Source organism: Streptomyces sp. NPDC001292 (genome assembly GCF_042896465.1).
GTDB lineage: Bacteria > Actinomycetota > Actinomycetes > Streptomycetales > Streptomycetaceae > Streptomyces.
Genome location: NZ_JBIAXG010000006.1, coordinates 159,387 through 183,579, shown reverse-complemented (window position 1 = coordinate 183,579; position 24,193 = coordinate 159,387). Strand labels below are relative to the sequence as shown.

At 72.3% G+C, this 24,193-nt stretch carries 20 protein-coding genes, 1 tRNA gene and 1 pseudogene; 8 read left to right on the top strand and 14 right to left on the bottom strand.

The annotated features are described in order from the left end of the window. Positions 1 to 36: 36 nt before the first annotated feature. From ACFY4A_RS10015 to pdhA, 6 genes are read right to left on the bottom strand one after another with little or no spacing between them, the layout of a single operon-like run. Positions 37 to 1,137 (bottom strand): potassium channel family protein, encoded by a 1,101-nt coding sequence (locus ACFY4A_RS10015; protein WP_390828925.1) that lies wholly within the window; start codon positions 1,135 to 1,137, stop codon positions 37 to 39. Next, the gene (locus ACFY4A_RS10010; RefSeq protein WP_390828924.1) at positions 1,134 to 2,561 is read right to left on the bottom strand and encodes a molybdopterin molybdotransferase MoeA; all 1,428 of its coding nucleotides are present in this window, start codon (positions 2,559 to 2,561) and stop codon (positions 1,134 to 1,136) included. Before ACFY4A_RS10010 ends, ACFY4A_RS10015 begins: the two co-directional genes overlap by 4 nt. Then, on the bottom strand, positions 2,561 to 3,490 hold the full coding sequence (locus tag ACFY4A_RS10005) for an NTP transferase domain-containing protein (RefSeq protein WP_390828923.1): 930 nt from the start codon (positions 3,488 to 3,490) through the stop codon (positions 2,561 to 2,563). Before ACFY4A_RS10005 ends, ACFY4A_RS10010 begins: the two co-directional genes overlap by 1 nt. 55 nt (positions 3,491 to 3,545) lie before the next feature. Further along, complete coding sequence (locus ACFY4A_RS10000; RefSeq protein ID WP_390828922.1) at positions 3,546 to 4,925, bottom strand: dihydrolipoamide acetyltransferase family protein; 1,380 nt, start codon at positions 4,923 to 4,925, stop codon at positions 3,546 to 3,548. After that, on the bottom strand, positions 4,925 to 5,929 hold the full coding sequence (locus ACFY4A_RS09995) for an alpha-ketoacid dehydrogenase subunit beta (protein WP_390828921.1): 1,005 nt from the start codon (positions 5,927 to 5,929) through the stop codon (positions 4,925 to 4,927). Before ACFY4A_RS09995 ends, ACFY4A_RS10000 begins: the two co-directional genes overlap by 1 nt. Further along, entirely contained in the window at positions 5,926 to 7,065 is a 1,140-nt protein-coding gene (pdhA, locus tag ACFY4A_RS09990) for a pyruvate dehydrogenase (acetyl-transferring) E1 component subunit alpha (RefSeq protein WP_390828920.1), read from the bottom strand. Before pdhA ends, ACFY4A_RS09995 begins: the two co-directional genes overlap by 4 nt. Before the next feature lie 190 nt (positions 7,066 to 7,255). On the opposite strand from pdhA, the gene ACFY4A_RS09985 reads away from it, so the two are divergent. Then, positions 7,256 to 7,735, top strand: coding sequence for an Lrp/AsnC family transcriptional regulator (locus tag ACFY4A_RS09985; RefSeq protein WP_390828996.1), 480 nt, complete (start codon positions 7,256 to 7,258; stop codon positions 7,733 to 7,735). Between the two features lie 13 nt (positions 7,736 to 7,748). Here ACFY4A_RS09985 and ACFY4A_RS09980 read toward each other — a convergent pair whose 3' ends face one another. Together ACFY4A_RS09980 and ACFY4A_RS09975 are read right to left on the bottom strand one after the other, a co-directional pair. Further along, positions 7,749 to 8,336, bottom strand: a complete 588-nt coding sequence (locus ACFY4A_RS09980) for a TetR/AcrR family transcriptional regulator (protein WP_390828919.1) — start codon at positions 8,334 to 8,336, stop codon at positions 7,749 to 7,751. Next, positions 8,333 to 9,811 (bottom strand): 3-hydroxyacyl-CoA dehydrogenase, encoded by a 1,479-nt coding sequence (locus ACFY4A_RS09975; RefSeq protein ID WP_390828918.1) that lies wholly within the window; start codon positions 9,809 to 9,811, stop codon positions 8,333 to 8,335. The genes ACFY4A_RS09980 and ACFY4A_RS09975 overlap by 4 nt, the downstream gene beginning before the upstream one ends. A 170-nt stretch (positions 9,812 to 9,981) precedes the next feature. Here ACFY4A_RS09975 and paaN point away from each other — a divergent pair, with 170 nt between their 5' ends. After that, positions 9,982 to 11,673 carry a phenylacetic acid degradation protein PaaN gene (gene paaN, locus ACFY4A_RS09970; RefSeq protein ID WP_390828917.1) on the top strand — a complete coding sequence of 564 codons (1,692 nt, stop codon included), beginning with the start codon at positions 9,982 to 9,984 and terminating at the stop codon, positions 11,671 to 11,673. A gap of 5 nt (positions 11,674 to 11,678) precedes the next feature. Here paaN and ACFY4A_RS09965 read toward each other — a convergent pair whose 3' ends face one another. The 5 genes from ACFY4A_RS09965 to ACFY4A_RS09945 form a co-directional block, all read right to left on the bottom strand. Next, the gene (locus tag ACFY4A_RS09965; protein WP_390828916.1) at positions 11,679 to 12,431 is read right to left on the bottom strand and encodes a TrmH family RNA methyltransferase; all 753 of its coding nucleotides are present in this window, start codon (positions 12,429 to 12,431) and stop codon (positions 11,679 to 11,681) included. Continuing rightward, positions 12,428 to 13,639 carry an HTTM domain-containing protein gene (locus ACFY4A_RS09960; protein ID WP_390828915.1) on the bottom strand — a complete coding sequence of 404 codons (1,212 nt, stop codon included), beginning with the start codon at positions 13,637 to 13,639 and terminating at the stop codon, positions 12,428 to 12,430. Before ACFY4A_RS09960 ends, ACFY4A_RS09965 begins: the two co-directional genes overlap by 4 nt. Then, positions 13,636 to 14,574 (bottom strand): DUF5819 family protein, encoded by a 939-nt coding sequence (locus tag ACFY4A_RS09955; protein WP_390828914.1) that lies wholly within the window; start codon positions 14,572 to 14,574, stop codon positions 13,636 to 13,638. Before ACFY4A_RS09955 ends, ACFY4A_RS09960 begins: the two co-directional genes overlap by 4 nt. Positions 14,575 to 14,915: 341 nt before the next feature. Continuing rightward, positions 14,916 to 15,245, bottom strand: coding sequence for a rhodanese-like domain-containing protein (locus tag ACFY4A_RS09950; RefSeq protein WP_390828995.1), 330 nt, complete (start codon positions 15,243 to 15,245; stop codon positions 14,916 to 14,918). Between the two features lie 164 nt (positions 15,246 to 15,409). After that, positions 15,410 to 16,258: a hypothetical protein gene (locus ACFY4A_RS09945; protein ID WP_390828913.1), complete on the bottom strand. Its 849-nt coding sequence runs from the start codon at positions 16,256 to 16,258 to the stop codon at positions 15,410 to 15,412. 274 nt (positions 16,259 to 16,532) lie between these two features. Here ACFY4A_RS09945 and ACFY4A_RS09940 point away from each other — a divergent pair. Continuing rightward, a pseudogene (locus tag ACFY4A_RS09940) lies at positions 16,533 to 17,355 on the top strand (carbohydrate-binding protein). A 169-nt stretch (positions 17,356 to 17,524) separates the two neighbouring features. On the opposite strand, the gene ACFY4A_RS09935 reads toward ACFY4A_RS09940, so the two are convergent. Continuing rightward, positions 17,525 to 17,611, bottom strand: a tRNA-Leu gene (locus tag ACFY4A_RS09935). A gap of 489 nt (positions 17,612 to 18,100) precedes the next feature. Between ACFY4A_RS09935 and ACFY4A_RS09930 the strand changes: the two genes are divergently transcribed. The 5 genes from ACFY4A_RS09930 to ACFY4A_RS09910 all read left to right on the top strand — a co-directional run bounded on the left by ACFY4A_RS09930 (position 18,101) and on the right by ACFY4A_RS09910 (position 24,092). Next, the gene (locus ACFY4A_RS09930; protein WP_390828912.1) at positions 18,101 to 18,961 is read left to right on the top strand and encodes an FhaA domain-containing protein; all 861 of its coding nucleotides are present in this window, start codon (positions 18,101 to 18,103) and stop codon (positions 18,959 to 18,961) included. A 10-nt stretch (positions 18,962 to 18,971) separates the two neighbouring features. Continuing rightward, a complete protein-coding gene (locus tag ACFY4A_RS09925; RefSeq protein WP_390828911.1) occupies positions 18,972 to 19,481 on the top strand; it encodes an FHA domain-containing protein in 510 nt (169 codons plus the stop codon). Between the two features lie 121 nt (positions 19,482 to 19,602). Next, positions 19,603 to 21,147 (top strand): Stp1/IreP family PP2C-type Ser/Thr phosphatase, encoded by a 1,545-nt coding sequence (locus ACFY4A_RS09920; RefSeq protein ID WP_390828910.1) that lies wholly within the window; start codon positions 19,603 to 19,605, stop codon positions 21,145 to 21,147. Between the two features lie 27 nt (positions 21,148 to 21,174). Beyond that, positions 21,175 to 22,611, top strand: a complete 1,437-nt coding sequence (locus tag ACFY4A_RS09915) for an FtsW/RodA/SpoVE family cell cycle protein (RefSeq protein ID WP_390828909.1) — start codon at positions 21,175 to 21,177, stop codon at positions 22,609 to 22,611. Beyond that, positions 22,608 to 24,092: a peptidoglycan D,D-transpeptidase FtsI family protein gene (locus ACFY4A_RS09910; RefSeq protein WP_390828908.1), complete on the top strand. Its 1,485-nt coding sequence runs from the start codon at positions 22,608 to 22,610 to the stop codon at positions 24,090 to 24,092. The genes ACFY4A_RS09915 and ACFY4A_RS09910 overlap by 4 nt, the downstream gene beginning before the upstream one ends. Positions 24,093 to 24,193: the final 101 nt, after the last annotated feature.

The following is a 24,193-nucleotide window of genomic DNA, read 5'->3' as shown; positions in this document are numbered from 1 at the left end:
GGGCCCGACGCTACTGCTTTGCCCGCGGTGCCGTCGTCAGTCCTGGGGAAGCGGCCGTGCGTCCGGGGTGACCTTCGTGCCCGGTGTGGCCCGGACGATCGTGATCAGACGGTCGGTCAGCTCCAGTTCCCGTACGGCCGGGTCGTCGTAGCCCAGCACCCGATGCCCGCGCAGCACGCTCACCACCAGATCGTCCATGTCCCGCGGATCCTGACCCACCTCGGCCTTTATGACGGGCCGTTCGATGATGTCCAGGCCGCTGCCCTGCTGGATGAGGTCCTCCAGGACCATGCTCGCGGCCGGACTGAGCACGGACAGCCCGAGCAGCCGCCCCGCCGCGCTCGCGCTGGTGACGACGGCATCGGCCCCGGACTGCTTGAGCAGCGGCGCGTTCTCCTCCTCCCGCACCGCCGCGACGATCTTCGCCGTCCGGTTGATCTGGCGGGCCGTCAGCGCGACCAGCACGGCCGTGTCGTCCCGCTGGGTGGCGATGATGATCTGCCGTGCCCGCTGCACCTCGGCCCGCATGAGCACCTCGCTGCGGGTGGCGTCTCCGACCACGCCCGCGTAGCCCTCCGCCGTGGCCGCGTCGACCACCTTGGTGCTGGGGTCGACCACCACCACCTGCTGCTTCTTCAGCCCGGCCGCACAGACGGTCTGGAGCGCCGACCTCCCCTTCGTGCCGAATCCGACGACGATGGTGTGATCGCGCAAAGTGGACCTCCAGCGATTCAGACGCCATTCCTCACGGGTGCGCTCGGTGAGGACTTCGAGCGTGGTGCCGACCAGGATGATCAGAAAGACCACACGCAGCGGTGTGATGACGAAGATGTTGGTGAGCCGGGCGCTGTCGCTGACGGGAGTGATGTCGCCGTACCCGGTGGTGGAGAGGGTCACCGTCGCGTAGTACGCCGCGGCGATGAGGTCCAGCGGGGCGTCCTTCCCGCCGTCCCGGTATCCGTCACGGTCGGCGTAGACGATCAGAACGGTCACGAGCAGCACCAGCACCGCGAGCGACAGCCGTTTGCCGACCTGACGTATTGGGCGCTCCACGACTTTTCGGGGGAGTTTCACCCGATGGGTCACGAGATGTTCGTCCGCCTGACGGGCGATCGCGTCATGGCCCGGAAGTTTCACGTGAAACACACCCCGATTCCGGCGGCGGCCCAGGGCAGGTCGAGGAGGTCGGCCTCCTGACCCGGCCGGGCGCCACCCGGTGGTACGACAGCGAGGGCATCGGCCGCCGCGACGCCACGCAGCATGGCGGGGCCGTTGTAGTGCAGTGGAACGGCGTGGTCGCCGCGCAGCACCACGGGCACGAGCCGGGTGTCGTCCGGATGTCCGTGCACCGCGTCCGTCAGCGGCAGCGTGTACGGCTCCGGGGCCGGACGCGCGGCCAGCGTGCGCAGCAACGGCTCGGCAAGCGTCAGCAGACCCGATACGGCCGCGAGCGGGTTGCCGGGCAGGCCGACGAGGTGCTGGTTCTCCTTGGTGCGGGCCAGGAGCATGGGATGACCGGGGCGCACCTGGACGCCGTCCACCAGCAGTTCGGCGTCGATGCGGCGCAGGGTGGGGTGGACGTGGTCGACCGGTCCGGCGGCGGTTCCCCCGGTGGTGACGATCACGTCGGCCCTCGACCCGGTGACGGCCTTGTGCAGGGCCTTGGCGTCGTCGCCGATCCGGCGCACGCCGGTGACCTCGGCGCCCAGCGCCCGCAGCCAGGGCGGCAGCATCGGGCCGAGCGCGTCCCGGATCCGTCCGTCGTACGGCAGGCCCTCGGTGAGCAGTTCGTCGCCGAGCACGAGGACGTCGACGCGGGGACGGGGGACCGTGGTGAGGGTGTCGTACCCGGCGGCCGCGGCCAGGCCGAGTACCACCGGGGTCACCAGGGTGCCGACGGGCAGCAGCTGGTCCCCGCTGCGGCACTCCTGCCCACGCGGGCGGATGTCCTTGGCGTGCCCGGACTCCTCGGTGGCGTACAGCCGGCCCTTGGCGTCGGTGCGGCCGTGTTCGCTGCGCAGCACGGCCGTGGTGTCCTGCGGGACGCGGGCGCCGGTCGCGATGCGCACCGCCTCGCCGTCGGTCAGCGGCTCGGGCTCGTCGTGCCCGGCCAGGACGCCCTCGTCGCGTACGTCCCAGGGGCCGGGGCCGGCGACCGCCCAGCCGTCCATGGCGGAGGTGTCGAAGGAGGGCAGGTCGCACAGGGCGGTCAGGGGTGCGGCCAGGACCAGCCCCAGGGCGGCGTCGAGGGGCACGGAGACGGGCGCCCGGCGGACACCGGCGCGGGCCGCGCGGGCGGCGGCCTCGCGGGCCTGCGGCCAGGTCATGGCCCGGTGGCGGGGCTCCTGGGAGTGCGCGGAGCGCGGGGCGCCGTGACCGGCCGCGGCGCTCCCGTGATCCTCGAAGGAGGCGGAGGCGGACGCGGGGGTGCCGCCGCGTCCCGCCCGGCCCCGGCCGGGCTTGAGGGCACGCCGGTTGCTGCCTTCGTTCACGAGGGCGAGCGCCTCCTCCACGTCGAGGTCCTCGGCGTCCTCGCCGACCCGCGCGCCACGGGCGGGCATCAGACGTCCGGGCGGGTGTCGGGCGTGGCGTCGGGCGCCACGTCGGGCCTGCCGGTGCCGCCGGTGGTCTCGTCCGCCCAGCGCTGGGCGAGGGCGGCGGCCTTGCGGGCGGCCTCGGCGACGGCTTCGGGGCCGCCCTTGCCCTGCGCGGCCGCGTACCCGACGAGGAAGGTGGTCAGGGGTGCCGCGGGCCGGGCCACGCCGTGGGCGGCGTCGCGGGCGAGGTCGAGCAGTGCGCGGGTGTCGACCTCCAGATCGATGCCCAACTCGTCCTTGACTGCGGAAATCCATTCATCCAACACGTGCCCATGCTCCCTGATACGTGCTCTGGCGATGGCGATGTCGTCCCAGGTGTCGCAGTCGAAGGACGCGAGGCCGTCGGGGACGCGGGTGAGGTCGAGCGCGGCGGTCAGCCGGCGCAGCGGCAGCCCGGTGAGGGCCCCGCCCTGGGCGGAGCCGCCGTCGGACGCGGTGCGGGCGAGCGCGGCCAGTGCCTGGCGCAGCGCCCGCGTCCGGTACGCGGCCACGAGCGGCTGGTCGCGGCCGTCGGCGTCGGTGAGCAGCACGCCGTCGGCCCGGCCGGCCCTCAAAGCCGTCAGCAGCCGCCGTACCGTGTCCGGTTCGAGGAACGGCAGGTCGGCGGAGAGTACGACGACGTGGTCCGCGGTGGTGTGGCGCAGCCCGGCGTCGAGCGCGGCGAGCGGTCCGGCGCCGGCCGGTTCCTCGCGTGCCCAGCGCACGGGCCGCGCGGTGGGGCGGGGGTCGGCGACCACCACCGTCGTGTGCGCGTCGGCGCAGGCGGCGAGCACGCGGTCGAGCAGCGCGCGGCCGCCGACGCGCAGGCCGGGTTTGTCCGCGCCGCCGAGCCGCCGGGCGGCTCCTCCGGCGAGCACGACGGCGTCGTAGGCAAGGGGCTCGTAGGAGGTCACCCCCCGAGTATGCGTCCCGCCCGCGATCAAGGGGAACGCGGGCGGAACTCTGCCGTCACAGCGTGCGCAGCAACACCGCCGGCTGTTCCACGCAGTCGGCCACATACCGCAGGAAACCGCCCGCCGTGCCGCCGTCGCACACCCGGTGGTCGAAGGTGAGCGAGAGCTGGACGACCTGCCGCACCGCCAGCTCGCCCTCGTGCACCCACGGCTTGGGGACGATGCGGCCGACGCCGAGCATGGCGGCCTCGGGGTGGTTGATGATCGGTGTCGAGCCGTCCACGCCGAACACTCCGTAGTTGTTCAACGTGAAGGTCCCGCCGGTGAGTTCGGCCGGGGTGAGGGTGCCGGCGCGGGCCGCCTCGGTCAGCCGGGCGAACTCGGCGGTCAGCGACTCCGCGTCACGCGCGTGCGCGTCCCGTACGACCGGGACGACGAGCCCGCGCTCGGTCTGCGCGGCGAAGCCGAGGTGCACGGCGTCCAGCCGGACGATCTCCCTGGCCTCCATGTCGACCCGCGAGTTGAGCTCGGGATGGCGGGCGAGCGCGGCCGTGCAGATCCGGGCCAGCAGCGCGAGCAGGGAGATCTTCTGTCCCCCGGCGGCGTTCATGGCGGCCCGGGCGCGCATCAGCTCCGTGGCGTCGGCGTCGACCCAGCAGGTCGCGTCCGGAATCTCCCGACGGCTGCGGGACAGCTTGTCGGCGACGGCGCCGCGCACGCCCTTGAGCGGAACCCGGGAGCCGGAGGCAGGCGCCGAGGCGGGCGCGGGCGCCGCCGGCGCGGCCGGTGCGCCGGCACTCCGGCCCCGTGCCGCGTTGGCCCTGAGCACGTCCTCGACGTCCGCGCGCAGGATCAGCCCCTCGGGCCCGGATCCCGACAGCTGCCGCAGGTCCACGCCGTTCTCCCGCGCGAGGCGGCGCACGAGCGGCGAGATCACGGGGACGGGACCGTCGGCGGGCCGCTCGGCCACCGCGGCCGCCTTGGCCGCCGCCGGGACGCCCCTCGTGCGCGTGGCCCCGTTGGCGGCCGGTGCCGCGGCCGCCCAGGGCGCCACGGCGCCGCTCTCGCCCCCGCGCGAGCCCGTCGCCATCGGTGCGGGGCGCACCCTGCGGCGGCGCGCCGGAGGCGCACCCGTGCCGTAGCCGACCAGGACGTTGCCGGAGCCCTCGGTGTCGACACCGGCGTCCTGCGCCCCGACCGCCACTGTCAGCAGGGGCGCTCCCACGGGCAGTTCCGTGCCCTCCTCGCCGAAGCGGGCGGTGACCACGCCGGCGTAGGGGCAGGGCACCTCGACCATCGCCTTGGCCGTCTCGACCTCGACGACCGGCTGGTCGATGGTGACCACGTCGCCCACCTCGACCAGCCAGCGGACGACCTCCGCCTCGGTGAGCCCCTCCCCGAGGTCGGGGAGCCTGAACTCCAGCACCTGTGCCATCAGCTCTCCGCCTCCCACTGCAGACGCGCCACGGCGTCCAGAATCCGGTCGACGCCGGGAAGGTGGTGCCGCTCCAGCATCGGCGGCGGGTAGGGGAGGTCGAACCCGGCCACGCGCAGCACCGGCGCCTCCAGATGGTGGAAGCAGCGCTCCGTGACACGGGCGGCGATCTCCCCGCCCGGGCCGCCGAACCCACCCGACTCGTGCACGACGACCGCGCGTCCGGTGCGCCGCACCGACGCGCACACCGTCTCGTCGTCGAACGGCACCAGCGAACGCAGGTCGACGACCTCCAGGTCCCAGCCCTCGGCCCGCGCCGCCTCGGCGGCTTCGAGGCAGACGGGCACGGACGGGCCGTACGTGATCAGCGTGGCGCTCCTGCCGGTGCGCCGCACCACCGCGCGGCCCACCGGCTCGACGGCCTGCGGGTCGTCCGGGTTCCAGGTGTCCTTCGACCAGTACAGCCGCTTGGGCTCCAGGAAGACGACCGGGTCGTCGGAGTCGATGGCGGCCCGCAGCAGCCCGTAGGCGTCGGCGACGGTCGCGGGCGTGACGACCTGGAGCCCCGGAGTCGCCATGTAGTACGCCTCGGACGAGTCGCTGTGGTGCTCCACACCGCCGATGCCGCCGCCGTAGGGGATCCGGATGGTGATCGGCAGGGGCATTTTGCCGCGGGTGCGGTTGCGCATCTTGGCGACATGGCTGGCCAGTTGCTCGAACGCCGGGTAGGCGAAGGCGTCGAACTGCATCTCGACCACCGGGCGCAGCCCGTACATGGCCATACCGACGGCGGTGCCGAGGATGCCGGCCTCGGCCAGCGGGGTGTCCATGCAGCGGTGCTCGCCGAACTCCCTGGCGAGGCCGTCGGTGATGCGGAAGACGCCGCCGAGGGTGCCGACGTCCTCACCCATGACGTGCACGGCGGGGTCAGCGGCCATCGCGTCGCGCAGCGCGCGCGTGAGGGCCTGGGCCATGGTGGCCGGCTTGAGCGCGACGGTGGTCATCGGGCCGTACCCTCCTCCGACTCGGCCTGGAGCTCGGCGACCAGCTGGGCGCGCTGCTCGCGCAGTTGCGGGGTCGGCTCCGCGTACACGTGGGCGAACAGGTCCATGGGATCGAGCGGCGCGTCCTGGTTCATGCGCTCACGCAGCCGCGCGGCCATCGCCTCGGCGTCCTCGCGGGCGGCGCGGGCGCCGTCCTCGTCGAGCAGGCCGCGCCCGGTCAGCTCGCGCTCCAGCAGCCGGATCGGGTCGTGCTCGCGCCAGGCCTCGACCTCGGCGTCGCCGCGGTAGCGGGTGGCGTCGTCGGCGTTGGTGTGGGCGTCGATGCGGTAGGTCACCGCCTCGATCAGGGTGGGACCGCCTCCCGCGCGCGCGTGCCGCACGGCGTCGGCGAGCACCTCGTGCACGGCGGCGGCGTCGTTGCCGTCGACCAGGCGGCCCGGCATGCCGTATCCGACGGCCTTGTGGGCCAGGGACGGTGCCGCGGTCTGCTTGGCGAGCGGGACGGAGATCGCGAAGCCGTTGTTCTGCACGAGGAAGACGACGGGGGCCTGCCAGACGGCGGCGAAGTTCAGCGCCTCGTGGAAGTCGCCCTCGCTGGTGCCGCCGTCGCCGACCATCGCCAGCGCGACCACGTCGTCGCCCTTGAGGCGGGCGGCGTGGGCGAGGCCCACGGCGTGCGGGAGCTGGGTGGCGAGCGGCGTGGAGAGCGGGGCGACACGGTGCTCGTAGGGGTCGTAGCCGGTGTGCCAGTCGCCGCGCAGCAGCGTCAGGGCCTGGACGGGGTCCACGCCGCGGGCCACGACGGCGAGCGTGTCGCGGTAGCTGGGGAAGAGCCAGTCGCGCTCCTCCAGGGCGAGCGCCGCGGCGACCTCGCAGGCCTCCTGGCCGGTGCTGGAGGGGTAGACGGCCAGGCGGCCCTGCTTGGTCAGGGCGGTGGCCTGCGTGTTGTAACGGCGGCCGAGGACCAGCTGCGCGTACAGACGGCGCAGCAGCTCCGGATCGGCCTTCGCGGCCGCCTCCGTCCCCAGGACGCGGTAGGGCTCCGCGTCGGGCAGCAGCGGCGCGGGGTCGGTACGGGGCTGCCAGGCGGGCGGCGGCGATGGCCGGTACGCGCCCCGCTGCTCCATGACCGTCATGACGGCACCTCCTCGTGGGAGCGGCTACGAAGGACGCGTCGGCTGTGACGCGCCCCACCTACCGATTGTTCGGTCGCCGGCACATTTTGGCTACAGGCGGACCCAGGCTGTGGACAAACGGTTCTCCACACCCTGAGATGTACGCAGTACGTCCACGACGGAAAGGCGGGGGGACATGGCACCTGAACAAATGGCCGAGGACCCGGACGGCGCCGTACCGCCGCCGCGCCCGCTGGACGCCATCGACCAGGACATCCTGCGCATGCTCCAGACGGACGGGCGCGCGTCGATACGGTCGGTCGCCGAACGGGTCCACGTCTCACGCGCCAACGCCTACGCCCGGATCAACCGGCTCATCGAGGACGGCGTCATCCGCGGCTTCGGCGCCCGCGTCGACCATGAACGCGCGGGCCACGGCACGTCCGCGTACATCACGCTGAAGATCGTGCAGAACACCTGGCGCACGGTGCGCGAGCAGCTCAGGCAGCTGCCCGGCGCCCACCACATCGCGCTGGTCGGCGGCGACTTCGACGTCCTGCTGCTGGTACACACCCCGGACAACCGGGCGCTGCGGGAGCTGGTCCTCACCCGGCTCCAGGCCATCCCCGAGGTGCTCAGCACGCGCACGCTGCTGGTGTTCGAGGAGGAGGACCTGGAGCCTCAGGGCTGAGCCCCGTGCGGGGTCAGTCCTTGCGCAGCCCCGAGAACACCAGCCGCGCCACCGCGTCGGCCACCTCGCGCTCCCCCATGCCGCGCCCGTCGGGCCGGTACCACTCCACGATCGAGTTGATCATTCCGAAGACGAGCCGGGTCGCCAGCCGCACCTCCACGTCGGCGCGCACGTCCCCCTCCTCGGCGGCCGCCCTCAGCAGATCCGCCACCCGGTGGTCGAAGTCGCGGCGCCGCTCCAGCGCCCAGCGCTCGGTCTCGGTGTTGCCGCGCACGCGCAGCAGCAGCGTCACATAGGGCAGTTCGGCGATGAGCACCTCGACCATGCGTCGCACCACGTACTCCAGGCGCTCGGCGGCGCGCCCCGCACGCGCGTGCTCCTCGTCGAGGATCCCGAACAGCTCGTCCAGCGCCCGGCTGACCGCCCGGCGCAGCAGCTCCTCCTTGCCGGCGACGTGGTGGTAGATCGACGACTTGGAGATGCCGGCCGCCCTGGACAGGTGCTCCATGGAGGTGCCGTCGTAGCCGCGCTCGTTGAAGACCCGCACGGCCACGGACAGCAGCGTCTCCGGGGTGTACGTGTCGCGCCTGGCGGCGGTCATGAGGTGCCCTCCCGCTTGTCGGTGGCGTAGGCGTGGCGGTAGAGCGCGAGCGACGGCGCGTAGCGGCCGGACGGATCGCACTCGTGCAGGTTGTCCATCAGGGAGCAGGCCCAGCCGCCGCCGAGTCGGCGGCTCCACTCGAAGGGCCCGAGCGGGTAGTTGACGCCCAGGCGCATCGCGGTGTCGATGTCCTCCTCGGTGGCCACGCCCTTGGCGACGGCGTCGTGCGCCAGGTCGACGATCCGGGCGACCGTGCGGGCGACGATCATGCCGGGGACGTCCCCGATGACGCTGACCTTCTTGCCGAGCGCCTGGAACAGGCCGGTGGCCTCGGCGACGGTCCGCGGGGAGGTGTCCTGGGAGGCGGACAGGGCGATCCGCGTGGCCCCGCGGTAGTCGAGGGCGAGGTCGAAGTAGACCACGTCCTTGAACTCCACGGAGGTCTGCCCGTCCGCGAGGACCAGCTGGCCACCACTCGGCAGCACCAGGCGAGTGCCGTGGTCCTCGTCCTCCTCGCGCACCGGGATGCCAGCCTCCCGGATCAGGGCGAGCAGGTCGGAGGCGGGCCCGAGGCCGCCCTCGGCGACCACGTACGCGGGCGGTGCATCCTGTTCCGCGGTGTGCGGCTCGGGGCGCTCGGCGCCGTCGCGGTGGTCGTACCAGCCCTGGCCGCTCTTCCTGCCGAGCCGGCCGGACTCGACCAGCCGGCGCTGGGCGAGCGAGGGCGTAAACCGCACGTCCTGGAAGAACGACTGCCACACCGAGTGGGTGACGGACTCGTTGACGTCCTGCCCGATGAGGTCGGTCAGTTCGAAAGCGCCCATCCGGAAGCCGCCCGACTCGCGCAGGACCGCGTCGATGGTGGCGGGGTCGGCGCCCTGGGACTCGTACACCGCGAAGGCCTCGGCGTAGAAGGGCCGGGCGATGCGGTTGACGATGAAGCCGGGGGTGTCCGCGCAGGCCACGGGGGTCTTGCCCCAGGCGCGGGCCGTCTCGTACGCGCGCGTGGCCGACGTGACGTCGGTGGCGAACCCGGAGACCACCTCGACCAGCGGCATCAGCGGGGCCGGGTTGAAGAAGTGCAGACCCACGAGGCGGCCCGGGACGCGCAGCGCGCCGCCGACGGCCGTCACCGACAGGGAGGAGGTGTTGGTGGCGAGCAGGCAGTCGTCGCCGACGATGCCCTCCAGCTCCCTCAGCAGCTCGTGCTTGACGTCGAGCCGCTCCAGGACGGGGCTGTCGGCGGCCAGGAGCCGGGCGCGGGCCGCGTCCCGGTCGGCGCCGGTCAGCCGGTCCTTCGCGACGAGCCGGTCGAGTCGGGCGCCGATCGCGGCGGCCGCCTCCCGGGCCCGCCCGGGCACGGCGTCGTACAGGCGTACGGTGTGGCCCGCGACCAGCGCGACCTGGGCTATGCCCTGGCCCATGGTGCCGGCGCCGACGACGGCCACCGGACTGCTGAGGTCGAGTGCTGTCATGTGCGCGATCCTCCCGCACGACGCTGTCCACGGATGCGGCGGACCCCTTGTACCGACCGATCGTTCGGTTACTCTAACTCTGACCGCCTGTTCCTGCCCATGGCCGTGACCATGGAGATGCCAGATCACGGGCTCGACGAAGAGCTCTTGAGACGAGGAGTTGGTCCCGCATGGCCGCCGAACTGACCGCACACGAGCTGATCGCCAGGCATCGGCCCACCCTGGACCAGGCGCTGGAGGCGATCCGCACCCGCGCGTACTGGTCGCCCCACCCCGAGCACCCCAAGGCCTACGGGGAGAACGGCAGCCTCGACGCGGCCGCCGGCAAGGCCGCCTTCGACGCCCTTCTGGGCACCCGCCTCGACCTCGGCCAGCCCGGCACGGACGACTGGGTCGGCGGCGAGGTCTCGCCGTACGGCATCGAACTGGACGTGAGCTACCCGCACGCGGACGTCGACGTGCTGCTGCCCGCCATGAAGGCCGGCCAGCGGGCGTGGCGGGACGCGGGCGCGGAGGCGCGCGCCGTGGTGTGCCTGGAGATCCTCAAGCGGATCAGCGACCGGACGCACGAGTTCGCGCACGCGGTCATGCACACCTCCGGCCAGGCCTTCATGATGGCGTTCCAGGCGGGCGGCCCGCACGCCCAGGACCGCGGCCTGGAGGCGGTGGCGTACGCGTACGTGGAACAGGTGCGCACCCCCGACACCGCCGAGTGGACCAAGCCGCAGGGCAAGCGCGACCCGCTCGTCCTCACCAAGCAGTTCACCGCCGTCCCGCGCGGGATCGCGCTGGTCATCGGCTGCAACACCTTCCCGACCTGGAACGGCTTCCCGGGCCTGTTCGCCTCCCTCGCCACCGGCAACGCGGTCCTGGTCAAGCCGCACCCGCGCGCGGTGCTGCCGCTCGCGCTCACGGTGAAGATCGCCCGCGAGGTGCTCGCCGAGGCCGGCTTCGACCCGAACCTGATCGCCCTGGCCGCCGAACGTCCCGGCGAGGGCGTCGCCAAGACGCTCGCCACCCGCCCCGAGATCAGGATCATCGACTACACGGGCTCGACGTCCTTCGGCGACTGGCTCGAGGCCAACGCCCGCCAGGCGCAGGTCTACACGGAGAAGGCCGGCGTCAACACCGTGCTCGTGGACTCCACCGCGAACTACAAGGCGATGCTCGCCAACCTGGCCTTCTCGCTGTCCCTCTACAGCGGCCAGATGTGCACCACCCCGCAGAACCTGCTGATCCCCCGCGACGGCATCCGCACCGACGAGGGCCCCAAGTCCTTCGACGAGGTGGCCGCCGACCTCGCCAAGGCGGTGGACGGCCTCCTCGGCGACGACGCGCGCGCCAACGCGCTGCTCGGCGCGATCGTCAACCCGGACGTCAAGGCCCGCCTCGAGGCCGCCGCGGGCCTCGGCGAGGTCGCCCTCGCCTCCCGCGAGATCACCAACCCGGACTTCCCCGGCGCGGTCGTCCGCTCGCCGGTGATCGTGAAGCTGGACGGCGCCAAGCCGGACGCCGAGGCCGCCTACATGAGCGAGTGCTTCGGCCCCGTCTCCTTCGCCGTCGCCGTCGACTCGGCCGCCGACGCGGTGGAGCTGCTGCGCCGCACGATCCGCGAGAAAGGCGCGATGACGGTGGGCGCGTACACGACCGACGAGGAGGTCGAGCAGGCGGTGCAGGAGGTGTGCCTGGAGGAGGCCGCCCAGCTGTCCCTGAACCTCACCGGCGGGGTGTACGTCAACCAGACCGCCGCCTTCTCCGACTTCCACGGCTCCGGCGGCAACCCGGCGGCCAACGCGGCCCTCACCGACGGCGCGTTCGTCGCCAACCGCTTCCGCGTGGTGGAGGTCCGCCGGGAGGCGTAGGCCTCTCAGGACACGGATGCGCCCCCGGTGGCGCTCCAGTGGTACAGCGTCATCGCCACACTGGTGGCGAGGTTGTAGCTGGAGACCTGAGGGCGCATCGGCAGCGCCACCAGGTGGTCGGTGCGCGAGCGCAGCTCGGCCGACAGGCCGCTGCGCTCGGAGCCGAAGGCGAGCACGGCGTCGTCGGGCAGCTTCACCCCGCGGATGTCCTCGCCCTCCGGGTCGAGCGCGAACAGCGGCCCGTGCGGGAGCTCGTCGACGTCCAGCCGCTCCACCGCGGTCGCGAAGTGCAGCCCCGCCCCGCCGCGCACCACCGTCGGGTGCCAGGGGTCCAGGGTGCCCGTGGTGACCACTCCGGTCGCCCCGAAACCGGCGGCCAGGCGGATCACCGCCCCCGCGTTGCCCAGGTTGCGCGGCTGGTCCAGGACGACGACCGGCGCGCTGCGGGGCGCATGCGCCAGCGTCCGCAGGTTGGCCTCGCGGGAGGGCCGTACGGCGAGGGCCGCCACGGCGGTGGGATGCGGGCGCGGCACGAGGGACGCGTACGCCTCCTGCGGCACCTCGCTCAGCAGGGCGTCCAGCGTGTCCCGTACGTCCGGCGCCAGCTCATCCGCGAGGGCGAGCGCCGCGCGCCGGTCGGCGGTGACGGCCACCGGCACCTCGGCCCCGAAGCGCAGGGCGTGCTTGAGGGCGTGGAAGCCGTCGAGCAGCACGGAGCTGCCGGCCAGCCGGTGCCAGGCGCGTACGGGGTCGCTCATGCCGGGAAGCCTACGCGGGCGGGCCCGGCGTCCTCCGGGGAGCGCGGGTCCTGCGCCGGGGGCCGGTCGCCGCCCCGCCGCAGTCGCGCACGCGCGTGTGCCGCCAGGCCGCCGAGGCGGCGCAGGAAGGACGTCGGCAGGAACACCGCGTCCGCCGCGATCATCGCCAGCGAGAAGAACGGCAGCCCCAGCACGACCGCGATCACGGCGTGCTCGGTCATCATCACCGTCAGCAGGACGTTCTTCACCCGCCGGTTGAACAGCGTGAACGGGAAGCCGACCTGCGCCATCACCGTCCCGTAGGTCACCAGCATCACCAGTGTGCCGCTGGCGGAGAGCAGACCGGCCAGGGCCGGCCAGGGCGAGAAGTAGTCCAGGTGGAGCGGGTAGTAGACGGCGGTGCCGTCCTGCCAGCGCGAGCCCTGGACCTTGTACCAGCCGGCCGTGGCGTAGATCAGGCAGGCCTCGGCCATGATCACGAGCAGGGCGCCGTTGTGGACGATGTGCGCGACGACGTCGAGCAGCATCCGCGGCTGCGCCGAGCGCGCCCAGCGTCCGACCGCCCACCACAGGGCCAGGCCCAGCCAGACCGTCCACAGCAGGACGGGCACGAACACCTCGCCCGGCACCCGGCCCGCCGCGGTGACCACGGCCAGGAACAGCCCCAGCACGCTCCACAGGACGGGACCGGCCCGGTCGGGCACGCGCTCCCCGCGCGCGTGTGCCGCCCGTACCCGTGCGGCCCGGCGCGCGTCGAGCGACCAGACCTGGCCGCAGCGGGTGAACACCAGGTACAGCGACATCAGGTGCAGCACGTTGTCGCCGCCGTCGCCCACGAAGACGCTGCGGTTCTGCAGGGAGAGCACGCCGACCATGAAGAGCACGGACGTCGTGCGGGTGCGCCAGCCCAGCGCGAGCAGCAGGCTCGCCAGCACGGCCAGCGCGTAGCACGTCTCGAACCAGAGGTTCCCGCGGAACCACAGCAGGGCCGTGAAGGCGCCGTTGTCCGAGGTCAGCCGCTGGGCCAGGTTCCAGCTCCACGGGCCGTCGGGGCCGTAGAGCTCATGGCGGTGGGGGAACTCGCGCAGCAGGAACAGCAGCCAGGTCAGCGAGAAGCCGATGCGTATGACGGCGGTCTGGTAGGGGCCGAGGGCCGCCTCGGTGACCCGGCCGATCCCGCGCGAGACCGCGAGCGCGAGGCGGTTCACCGCACGCCTCCCCGGGTCTCGCCGGCCGGCACCGTCCACCAGGGCAGCGTGCGGTAGGCCGGCTTGCCCGTCGCCTTCTCCTCGCTCCACGGGGGCGGGGGCACGTTGCTGGTGAGGCTGCGGACCTGGATGCCTTGGAGGACGCCGCCCGCGCCGACCGCGTCACCGCGTTGCAGGCGCAGCACCGCGATGCGGCGCAGGTACTGCTCGGCCAGGGCGCCGCGCAGACCCACCGGCCGGTTGTCGGCGTCGTGGGCGGCCCCGTAGAAGTCCCAGGCGCGGCGCAGCTGGTTCTGCTGGGTGTGGCTGGGCAGCAGGTTCCCGTCGATGGCCCGGCCGTCCTCGGCGGACAGGTCGTACCAGCCGGTGGTGCGGGTGCCGCCGTCCGCCGTCCTGACCTCCGCCCGCACCTGGACGGCGACGTTCTGCTGGAGCGGGTTCGGCGCGAAGAGCTTCCAGTTCTGCTCGAACTCCGGGTAGACCCACCCGTCGACGGTCTCGGCGTGCTCCCTGTTCACCGTGTTCGACGGCGTGACGTGCAGGAACACCATCCCGAGATGCACGCACACCACGACGGCGACGACCGCGAGCGCCAGCACCGCACCCACTTGGTACGGCAGGGACAGCGCGGCGACACCACCACGAGGCGCGGACTCGCGGGGGGCGGGGGCAGGAGCAGGCGCGAAGGCAGGTGCAGGGGCGGGAGCCGGGACCGAGGCCGGAGCAGGGCCGGAGACGGGAGCGGGGCGCGGAGCGGGGGCAGAGCGGGGAGCAGGAACAGATGCGCGGGCAGGGGTGGGGGCGTTCTCGTCCGGCCCGGCAGCGGCCGGTGGGCCGTCAGCGGGCTCGACGGAGATCCGGGAGCCCTCGTCCGGCCGGGCGCCCGGGCGGCTGGGGGCGCGTGAGGCGGTCGAGTCGTCGTCGTGCGCGTTCATCCCGCCCCGTTTCCGATCCCGGTCCGCCCTCCGGCCGCCACCCGGCCGCGGGGCGCCGTACCGCCGCGCGCACCGCTCCCGGTGCCGTACCGGCACGGTACTCAGGGCCGCCCTCCGGGCACACCCCCGGGCGTACCCGGGCGCCGAGGCGGACGGCGCGGGCAGACGTCCGGCGGCCTGTCCGCGGCGGGGGCCACCCTACGGCGGTCCGCCGCGCCATGAAATCGGCCGGGCACACGGGATCCGGTCGTCCGGCGGTCCGCATCCTCCCCAGCCCACCCCGTTTCTGACGCTGCGTCAGGTATGCATGGATATCCGGGAGTACAGAATCCCGGCCGGTGTCACACCACCTGGCCGGGCCGCCCCTCGTCGGTCACGACGGGCCGGCCCGAGGCGGCCCACACCTGCATGCCGCCGTCGACGTTCACCGCGTCGACGCCCTGCTGGACCAGGTACATCGCGACCTGCGCCGACCGCCCGCCGGAGCGGCAGATCACATGGATCCGCCCGTCCTGGGGCGCGGCCTCGGTCAGTTCGCCGTACCGGGCCACGAACTCGCTGAGGGGAATGTGCAGCGCCCCCTCGGCGTGACCCGCCCGCCACTCGTCGTCCTCGCGGACGTCCAGCAGGAAGTCGCCGTCCTCGAGGTCCTGGACCCCGACCGTGGGCACACCAGCTCCGAAATGCATGAGTCGACGCTACCCGAAGCACACCGGAGGGATCCGGCTCGGACCGCCACGGACCCGGCACCCCGCCGGTGACGAGTGACGCGGGTCACGCGGGACAGGGGCACCACGTCACTTATGACACGCAGGACACATGGGTCACGTGTGGGTCACTCCTGGCTCAGCAGCGCGGCCAGTTCCGCCTCCCGCTCCGCGACCTCCTTGCGCAGCTGCTCGGCGATCTCGTCGAGGAGACGGTCGGGATCGTCGGGGGCCAGCCGGAGCATCCCGGCGATCGCGCCGTCCTCCAGCCCCTTGGCGACCACCGTGAGCAGTTCCTTGCGCTGGGCGAGCCATTCGAGGCGGGCGTAGAGCTCCTCGCTGCGGCTCGGCCGCTGCTCCTTGGGCTTCGGGCCGGCCGCCCACTCCGCGCCCAGCTCCCGCAACTCGTCCTCGTCGCCGCGCGCGTAGGCGGCGTTGACCCGGGTGAGGAACTCCTCGCGCCGCTTGCGCTCGTCGTCCTCCTGCGCCAGGTCGGGGTGGGCCTTGCGGGCCAGCTCGCGGTACAACCGGCGGGCCTCCTCGCTGGGGCGCACCCGCCGCGGAGGCCGCACGGGCTCGCCGGTGAGCATCGCGACGGCCTCCGGATACAGGCCGCCCGAGTCCATCCAGCCGTTCAGCAGCTCCTCGACCCCAGGGATCGGCTGGAGATCGGCCCGCGCCTCCCGCGCCTTGCGCAGGTCCTCGGGGTCACCGGTGCGCGCGGCCCTGGCCTCGGCCGTCAGCGCCTTCAGCTCCTCCAGCCGGGCGTAGAGCGGTCCGAGTCTCTGCTCGTGCAGCCGGGCGAAGTTCTCGACCTCCACCCGGAAGGTCTCCACCGCGATCTCGTACTCGATGAGCGCCTGTTCGGCGGCCCGTACGGCCCGCTCCAACCGCTCCTCGGGCCGCGCCGAGGCGCCCTCGGACGTCGCCCGGTCCGACCCGGCGACGTCACCCTGTTCAGCTTCCGGGGTCGTCACCCGACCAGACTAGCGCCGCGCGGGGCAGGCCCCGGTCCACCGCCGCGACGGCCGTCTACCCCGGCTCCCGCGACCCTGTCCGCCGGGCCGCCCATAACGCCGGACAGGGGGACACAACGACATCTCCTCCGGCGTGACCGGCGCGATTACCGTCGTCGGCGGCCCCCGCCGGAGCGCGACCGCGCGCCGAGCACACCGCGCCGAGCGCACCACGCTCTCCGTGTCATGCGCGGTCCGTCCTTCTCCCCCCACTCGAGGAGACCGAGGAGCCGCCATGACACCAACAAACCCCGACGGCTCCGCGTCCGAGCACCGGATCAGCCGCAAGAGCCTGCTCAAGGCGGCCGTCGCCGCCGTGCCGCCATCCCGCCGGCCACCGGCACGGCGGCGCTCACCCGGGGCTCCGCCGCCCCGGACCGGTCCCTTCCGCCGACGCCGACGTGCGACGACGGGGACGGCCCGACCCACGACCGGATCGAGGGCCCCTGCTGCACGCCGAACTCACCACTGCGCACAGCCCCGGTGACACCGGGCACCCCCGGCACCCGGCTGACCGTCAGCGGCCATGTCCTCGGCCGCAACTGCGTCCCGCTGCCCGGCGTACTGCTCGACTTCTGGCAGGCCGACGACGCCGGCGCCTACGACATGAGCGGATACACCTTGCGGGGCCACCAGTTCACTGACCCCACCGGCGCGTACTCGCTGAGCACGATCGCGCCGGACCCCCACCCCGGCCGCACCCGGCACCTCCACGTCAAGGCGCGGGCGCCCGGCCGGCCGGTGCTCACCACCCAGCCGTACTTCCCCGGCGATCCACGCAACGGCAACGACGCCCTCTTCACCTGGCCCTGCTGATGAACGTCCGCAAGGCCGGCAACGCCAAGCAGGGCACCTTCGGCTTCCTCCTGAACGTCGACGGCACACCGGGCCCGAGCGACCCCGGCACCCCGCCCAGCGGCACCTGGGCGCCCGGCCGCTCCTACGCCGCGGGCGACCGCGTCACGTACGCCGGCACCGCCTACCGCTGCTTCCAGGCCCACACGTCCATGACCCCCTGGGAGCCGCTGAACGTCCCCGCCCTCCGGCGGCGCGAGTGAGACCGTTCCGGCAGCAGACAACGGGCCCCGGTACGTGAGATACCTCACGTACCGGGGCCCGTTGTCCGTCGGCCGAGTTGTGCGATGCCCCACACCGGCCGACACAACGAGAAACGGGCCCCCACCGTGACTTCCGTCACTGGCGGAGACCCGTTCCATCGGTATCTCATGGTGCGCGAGGGGGGAGTTGAACCCCCACGCCCTTGCGGGCACTGGAACCTGAATCCAGCGCGTCTGCCTATTCCGCCACCCGCGCATTGGGTGTGTCCTCCGACTCCCTCCCCCTTGGGGGCTGGCGCCTTCCGACATCCAGAACATTAGCACGCCACGGAGGGTGGATTCACATCGCTTTCCCAGGGCAGGCGCCCGGCACGGGCCGCACCCGTGTCCGCCCGCCGCGGCGGCCCGCCGGCCCCGGGCCGCGCCGCCCGGACAGGACCTCGTTCCGTCTCGGGACGCGCCCGTTCACGTATCAACCTCGTACCGGTCGCGCCCGTCTGCCCAGGAGCCGGACAAGGTCCGCAGTCAGGTGCGGGACACTGGTCTGCGAGCCCCTCTACGATCCTGTGCAGAAGTACCGAGCGACACCGGGTACGCAGCAGGCGTCGACACCCGTCGACAGGGCCGACAGGGGGAACCAGCCGATTTACCGGCGCGTGGATACGATCAGTAAGCAGTACCAGGCAGGCAATACGCAGCACGACGGCAAGACCCGCAGCGACGGCAACGACGGAGGAGGTGCCCCATGGGAGTCCTGAAGAAGTTCGAGCAACGTCTCGAAGGTCTGGTCAACGGCACCTTCGCCAAGGTCTTCAAGTCCGAGGTCCAGCCCGTGGAGATCGCGGGTGCGCTCCAGCGCGAGTGCGACAACAACGCGACCATCTGGAACCGCGACCGCACCGTCGTACCCAACGACTTCATCGTGGAGCTCAGCGCGCCCGACTACGAGCGCCTGAGCCCCTACTCCGGCCAGCTCGGCGACGAGCTCGCCGGCATGGTGCGCGACTACGCCAAACAGCAGCGCTACACCTTCATGGGGCCGATCAAGGTTCACCTGGAGAAGGCGGACGACCTGGACACCGGCCTGTACCGGGTGCGCAGCCGTACGCTCGCCTCCTCCAGCAGCCAGCAGGCGCCCCAGGCCCCCTCGGCCGGCCCGGGCGGCCGTCCCGCAGCCCCGGGCGGATACGGCTACCCGCCCGCCGCCGGCCCCTCGGCAGCGCCCCCCATGCCGTCCGGGCCGCCGCCCGGCGCCCGCCCCGGCGGCTACGGCTACCCGCCGCCCGCCGCCCAGCGGCCCGCGCCCGCCCCGACGGGCGGCGGCCGCACCCGCTACTGGATCGAGATCAACGGCACCCGCCATCAGATCTCCCGCCCGACCCTGGTGCTCGGCCGCAGCACCGAGGCCGACGTGCGGATCGACGACCCCGGCGTCTCCCGCCGGCACTGCGAGATCCGGACCGGAACGCCCTCGACGATCCAGGATCTCGGGTCCACCAACGGCATCGTGGTGGACGGGCAGCACACCACCCGCGCTACGCTCCGCGACGGCTCGCGGATCGTCGTGGGCAGCACCACCATCATTTACCGGCAAGCCGAAGGGTGAAGCGGGGGCAATGTCAGAGCTGACCCTCACGGTCATGCGGCTGGGTTTCCTGGCCGTACTGTGGCTGTTCGTGATCGTGGCCGTGCAGGTCATCCGCAGCGACCTGTTCGGTACGCGCGTCACCCAGCGGGGGGCCCGCAGGGAGACAGCCCGGCCGCAGCAGGCCGCGCGCCAGGCGCCGCCACAGCAGCGCGGTCAGCAGGGCGGCGGCCGCCAGCGCCGCAACGCCCCCACCAAACTCGTGGTGACCGAGGGCATCCTCACCGGCACCACCGTCGCGCTGCAGGGCCAGACCATCACCCTGGGCCGCGCGCACGACTCCACGATCGTGCTGGACGACGACTACGCCTCCAGCCGCCATGCCAGGATCTACCCGGACCGCGACGGCCAGTGGATCGTCGAGGACCTCGGATCCACCAACGGCACATACCTGGACCGGACCCGGCTGACGACCCCCACACCGATCCCGCTGGGCGCGCCGATCCGCATCGGCAAGACCGTCATCGAGCTGCGGAAGTAGTACGACTAATGAGCGAGCGGAGCGAGCACGCAGCGGTGGCCGGCACCCCGGGCCCCGGCGCGCTCCCGACCGGAGGGTGGGCACCGTGCGGATGTACCCGGAGCCGACGGGCGAGGTGCGCATGAGTCTGTCACTGCGCTTCGCCGCCGGATCGCACAAAGGCATGATCCGCGAGGGCAACGAGGATTCCGGCTACGCCGGTCCGCGCCTGCTCGCGATCGCCGACGGAATGGGCGGCCAGGCCGCCGGCGAGGTCGCCTCCTCCGAGGTGATCTCCACCATCGTCGCCCTCGACGACGACATCCCCGGCTCCGACATCCTCACCTCGCTCGGCACCGCCGTACAGCGCGCCAACGACCAGCTGCGCGCCATGGTCGAGGAGGACCCCCAGCTGGAGGGCATGGGCACCACGCTCACCGCCCTGCTGTGGACCGGCCAGCGACTCGGCCTCGTGCACGTCGGCGACTCGCGCGCCTACCTGCTGCGCGACGGCGTGCTGACCCAGATCACGCAGGACCACACCTGGGTGCAGCGCCTCGTCGACGAGGGACGCATCACCGAGGAAGAAGCCAGCACCCACCCGCAGCGCGCGCTGCTCATGCGCGCCCTCGGCAGCGGCGAACACGTCGAGCCCGACCTGTCCATCCGCGAGGTGCGCGCCGGCGACCGCTACCTGATCTGCTCCGACGGCCTCAGCGGCGTCGTCTCCCACCAGACGATGGAGGAGACCCTCGCCGGCTACCAGGGCCCGCAGGAGACCGTGCAGGAGCTGATCCAGCTCGCGCTGCGCGGCGGCGGCCCCGACAACATCACCGTCATCGTCGCCGACGTCCTGGACCTGGACACCGGCGACACCCTCGCCGGACAGCTGTCCGACACCCCGGTCGTGGTCGGCGCGGTCGCCGAGAACCAGCACCACCTGCACGACAACGGCATCATGCAGACCCCGGCCGGACGCGCCTCCGGCCTCGGCCGCCAGGTGCCCGGACAGGGCGGCGGTGGCGGCGAGTTCGGCCCGCCCGGCTCCGGCGCCACCGCCGGCTACGCCCCCGCGGCCGGCTTCGGCGACTACGACGACGATGACTTCGTCAAACCCCGCAAGAGCCGCAGGTGGCTCAAGCGGTCCCTCTACGGCGTGCTCACGCTCGCCGTCCTCGGCGGCGGCCTCTACGGCGGCTACCGCTGGACGCAGACGCAGTACTTCGTCGGCGCCAACGAGGAGCACGTCGCGCTGTACCGGGGCATCAGCCAGGACCTGGCCTGGCTGAAGCTGTCGAAGGTCCACACGGACCACCCCGAGATCGAACTCAAGTACCTGCCGCCCTACCAGCAGCAGCAGGTCAGGGCGACGATCACCGAGGGCGGTCTGGAAAACGCCCGGAAGAAGGTCGACGAGCTGTCCGTGCAGGCCTCCGCGTGCAAGAAGGAGACCCAGCGCCGCACCGCCGAGGACAAGAACGGCGCCAAGACGGGCCAGGGCCAGGCCGGCGGCACCACGGGAACCACCCGTACCGCCTTCACGTCCAAGGCGACGCCGACGCCGAACCCGTCGACGGCCAAGTCCCCGTCCTCCCCGTCCACGTCCGCCACCGCGTCCACTCCCAGCCCCGGCCCCACTCTCTCGGAGGAAGAGCAGAAGGTCGTCTCGCTGTGCGGTAAGCAGTAGGCAAGCCGTGAGAGGCCCTGTCACACGATGAGCAGCACTACCAACCCGTCGACGCACCACACGTCCACGATCGGCGCGATCGGCGCGCCCAGCCGACGCAACACCGAGCTGGCGCTGCTGGTCTTCGCCGTCGCCATCCCGGTGTTCGCCTACGCCAACGTGGGCCTGGCCATCAACGGCCGGGTGCCCGCAGGCCTGCTGAGCTACGGCCTGGGCCTCGGTCTGCTGGCCGGCGTCGCCCACCTCGTCGTCCGCAAGTTCGCCCCGTACGCGGACCCGCTGCTGCTGCCGCTGGCCACGCTGCTGAACGGGCTCGGACTGGTCGTCATCTGGCGCCTGGACCAGTCGAAGCTGCTCCAGGCCATCAACCAGGCGGGAACGGCCGCGCCACGGCAGCTGATGTACACGGCCCTGGGCATCGCCCTGTTCGTGGTGGTGCTGATCTTCCTCAAGGACCACCGCGCCCTTCAGCGCTACACCTACATCTCCATGGTCGGCGCGCTGATCCTGCTGCTGCTGCCGCTCGTGCCGGGCCTCGGCGCCAACATCTACGGCGCCAAGATCTGGATCTCGGTCGCCGGATTCTCCATCCAGCCCGGTGAGTTCGCCAAGATCGTGCTCGCCATCTTCTTCGCCGGCTACCTCATGGTGAAGCGGGACGCGCTCGCCCTGGCCAGCCGCCGCTTCATGGGCCTGTACCTGCCCCGCGGCCGCGACCTCGGACCCATCCTGGTCGTCTGGGTGATCTCGATCCTCATCCTGGTCTTCGAGACCGACCTCGGCACCTCGCTGCTGTTCTTCGGCATGTTCGTCGTCATGCTGTACGTCGCCACCGAGCGGACCAGCTGGATCGTCTTCGGTCTGCTGATGTCCGCCGCCGGCGCCGTCGGCGTGGCCAGCTTCGAGCCGCACGTCCAGCAGCGCGTCCAGGCCTGGCTCGACCCGATGAAGGAGTACAAGCTCAGCCAGGCGGGCGTCGGCGGCCACTCCGAGCAGTCCATGGAAGCGCTGTGGGCGTTCGGCTCCGGCGGCACCCTCGGCTCCGGCCTCGGCCAGGGCCACTCCGACCTCATCAAGTTCGCCGCCAACTCCGACTTCATCCTCGCCACCTTCGGCGAGGAGCTGGGCCTGGCAGGCATCATGGCGATCCTGCTGGTCTACGGCCTGATCGTGGAACGCGGTGTGCGCACCGCGCTGGCCGCCCGCGACCCCTTCGGCAAGCTGCTCGCCATCGGCCTGTCCGGCGCCTTCGCGCTTCAGGTCTTCGTCGTGTCCGGCGGCGTGATGGGCCTCATCCCGCTCACCGGTATGACGATGCCGTTCCTGGCGTACGGCGGCTCCTCCGTCATCGCCAACTGGGCCCTGATCGGCATCCTGATCCGGATCAGCGACACCGCCCGCAGACCCGCGCCCGCGCCCGCCTCCAACCCCGACGCCGAGATGACCCAGGTGGTCCGCCCGTGAACAAGCCCCTGCGCCGAATCGCGATCTTCTGCGGCCTCCTCGTCCTCACGCTGCTCGTCCGCGACAACTGGATCCAGTACGTCAAGGCCGACACCCTCAGGGAGGACAAGCACAACCGCCGCGTCACCATCGCGCGTTACGCCACCCCGCGCGGCGACATCATCGTCGGCGGCAACCCGGTCACCGGGTCGGTCGAGACCAAGAGCAACGGACTCAACGACCTCAAGTACAAGCGCACGTACAAGAACGGCCCGATGTGGGCGCCCGTGACCGGCTTCACCTCCCAGGCCTACGGCGCCACCCAGCTGGAGAGCATCGAGGACGGCATCCTCACCGGCAACGACGACCGGCTCTTCTTCCGCAACACCCTGGACATGATCACGGGCAAGCCCAAGCAGGGCGGCAACGTGGTCACCACGCTCAACGCGGCCGCTCAGAAGGCGGCCTTCAACGGTCTGAAGAACGTCGGCGGCAAGGGCGCCGCGGTGGCCCTGGACCCCTCCACGGGCAAGATCCTCGCCCTGGCGTCCTACCCGTCCTACGACCCGTCGTCGTTCGCCGGCACCTCCGACAAGGACGCCAAGGCCTGGCAGAGGCTCCAGAAGACGTCCGACGCCAACGACCCGATGCTGAACCGGGCACTGCGCGAGACCTACCCGCCGGGCTCCACCTTCAAGGTGGTCACCGCGGCCGCCGCGCTGGAGAACGGCCTGTACAAGTCGGCGGACGAAGCCACCGACTCGCCGCTGCCGTGGACCATGCCCGGCACCACCACCGAGCTGCCGAACGAGGGCAACATCCCCTGCAGGAACGCCACCATGCGCGAGGCGCTGCGGGTCTCCTGCAACACCGTCTTCGGCAAGATCGGCGCGGACCTCGGCAACGAAAAGATGCTCCAGGAGGCGAAGAAGTTCGGCTTCAACAGCGAGCAGTTCACGCCGGTGCGCGCCAACGCCTCGGTGTTCTCCCACGACATGAACAAGTCGCAGACCGCGCTGTCCTCCATCGGCCAGTTCAACACCGCGGCCACCCCGCTGCAGATGGCCATGGTCGCCTCCGCCGTCGCCAACGACGGCAAGCTGATGAAGCCGTACATGATCGACAAGCTCCAGTCGCCCAACCTGGACACCCTGGAGCAGACCCAGCCGCAGGAACTGAGCCGGCCGCTCAGCTCGCAGAACGCCCAGATCCTGCAGTCGATGATGGAGACCGTCGTCAAGGACGGCACGGGCAAGAACGCACAGATCAACGGCATCACGGTGGGCGGCAAGACCGGTACCGCCCAGCACGGCGTCGACAACAGCGAGAAGCCGTACGCCTGGTTCATCTCCTACGCCAAGCTCGCCGACGGCAGCTCGCCGGTCGCCGTGGCCGTGGTGGTCGAGGACAACAACGCCAACCGCGACGACATCTCCGGCGGCGGCCTGGCGGCGCCCATCGCGAAGAACGTCATGGAGGCGGTCATCAACTCCAGGCAGTGACCTGCTGTCACGTTCCCTTCACATCGGTGCACGTTGCGATACCGGTCCTGTATCGGGTGACGGGCTTGGCCAGGTCACACAGAGCTAGCCGGGTACGGTAG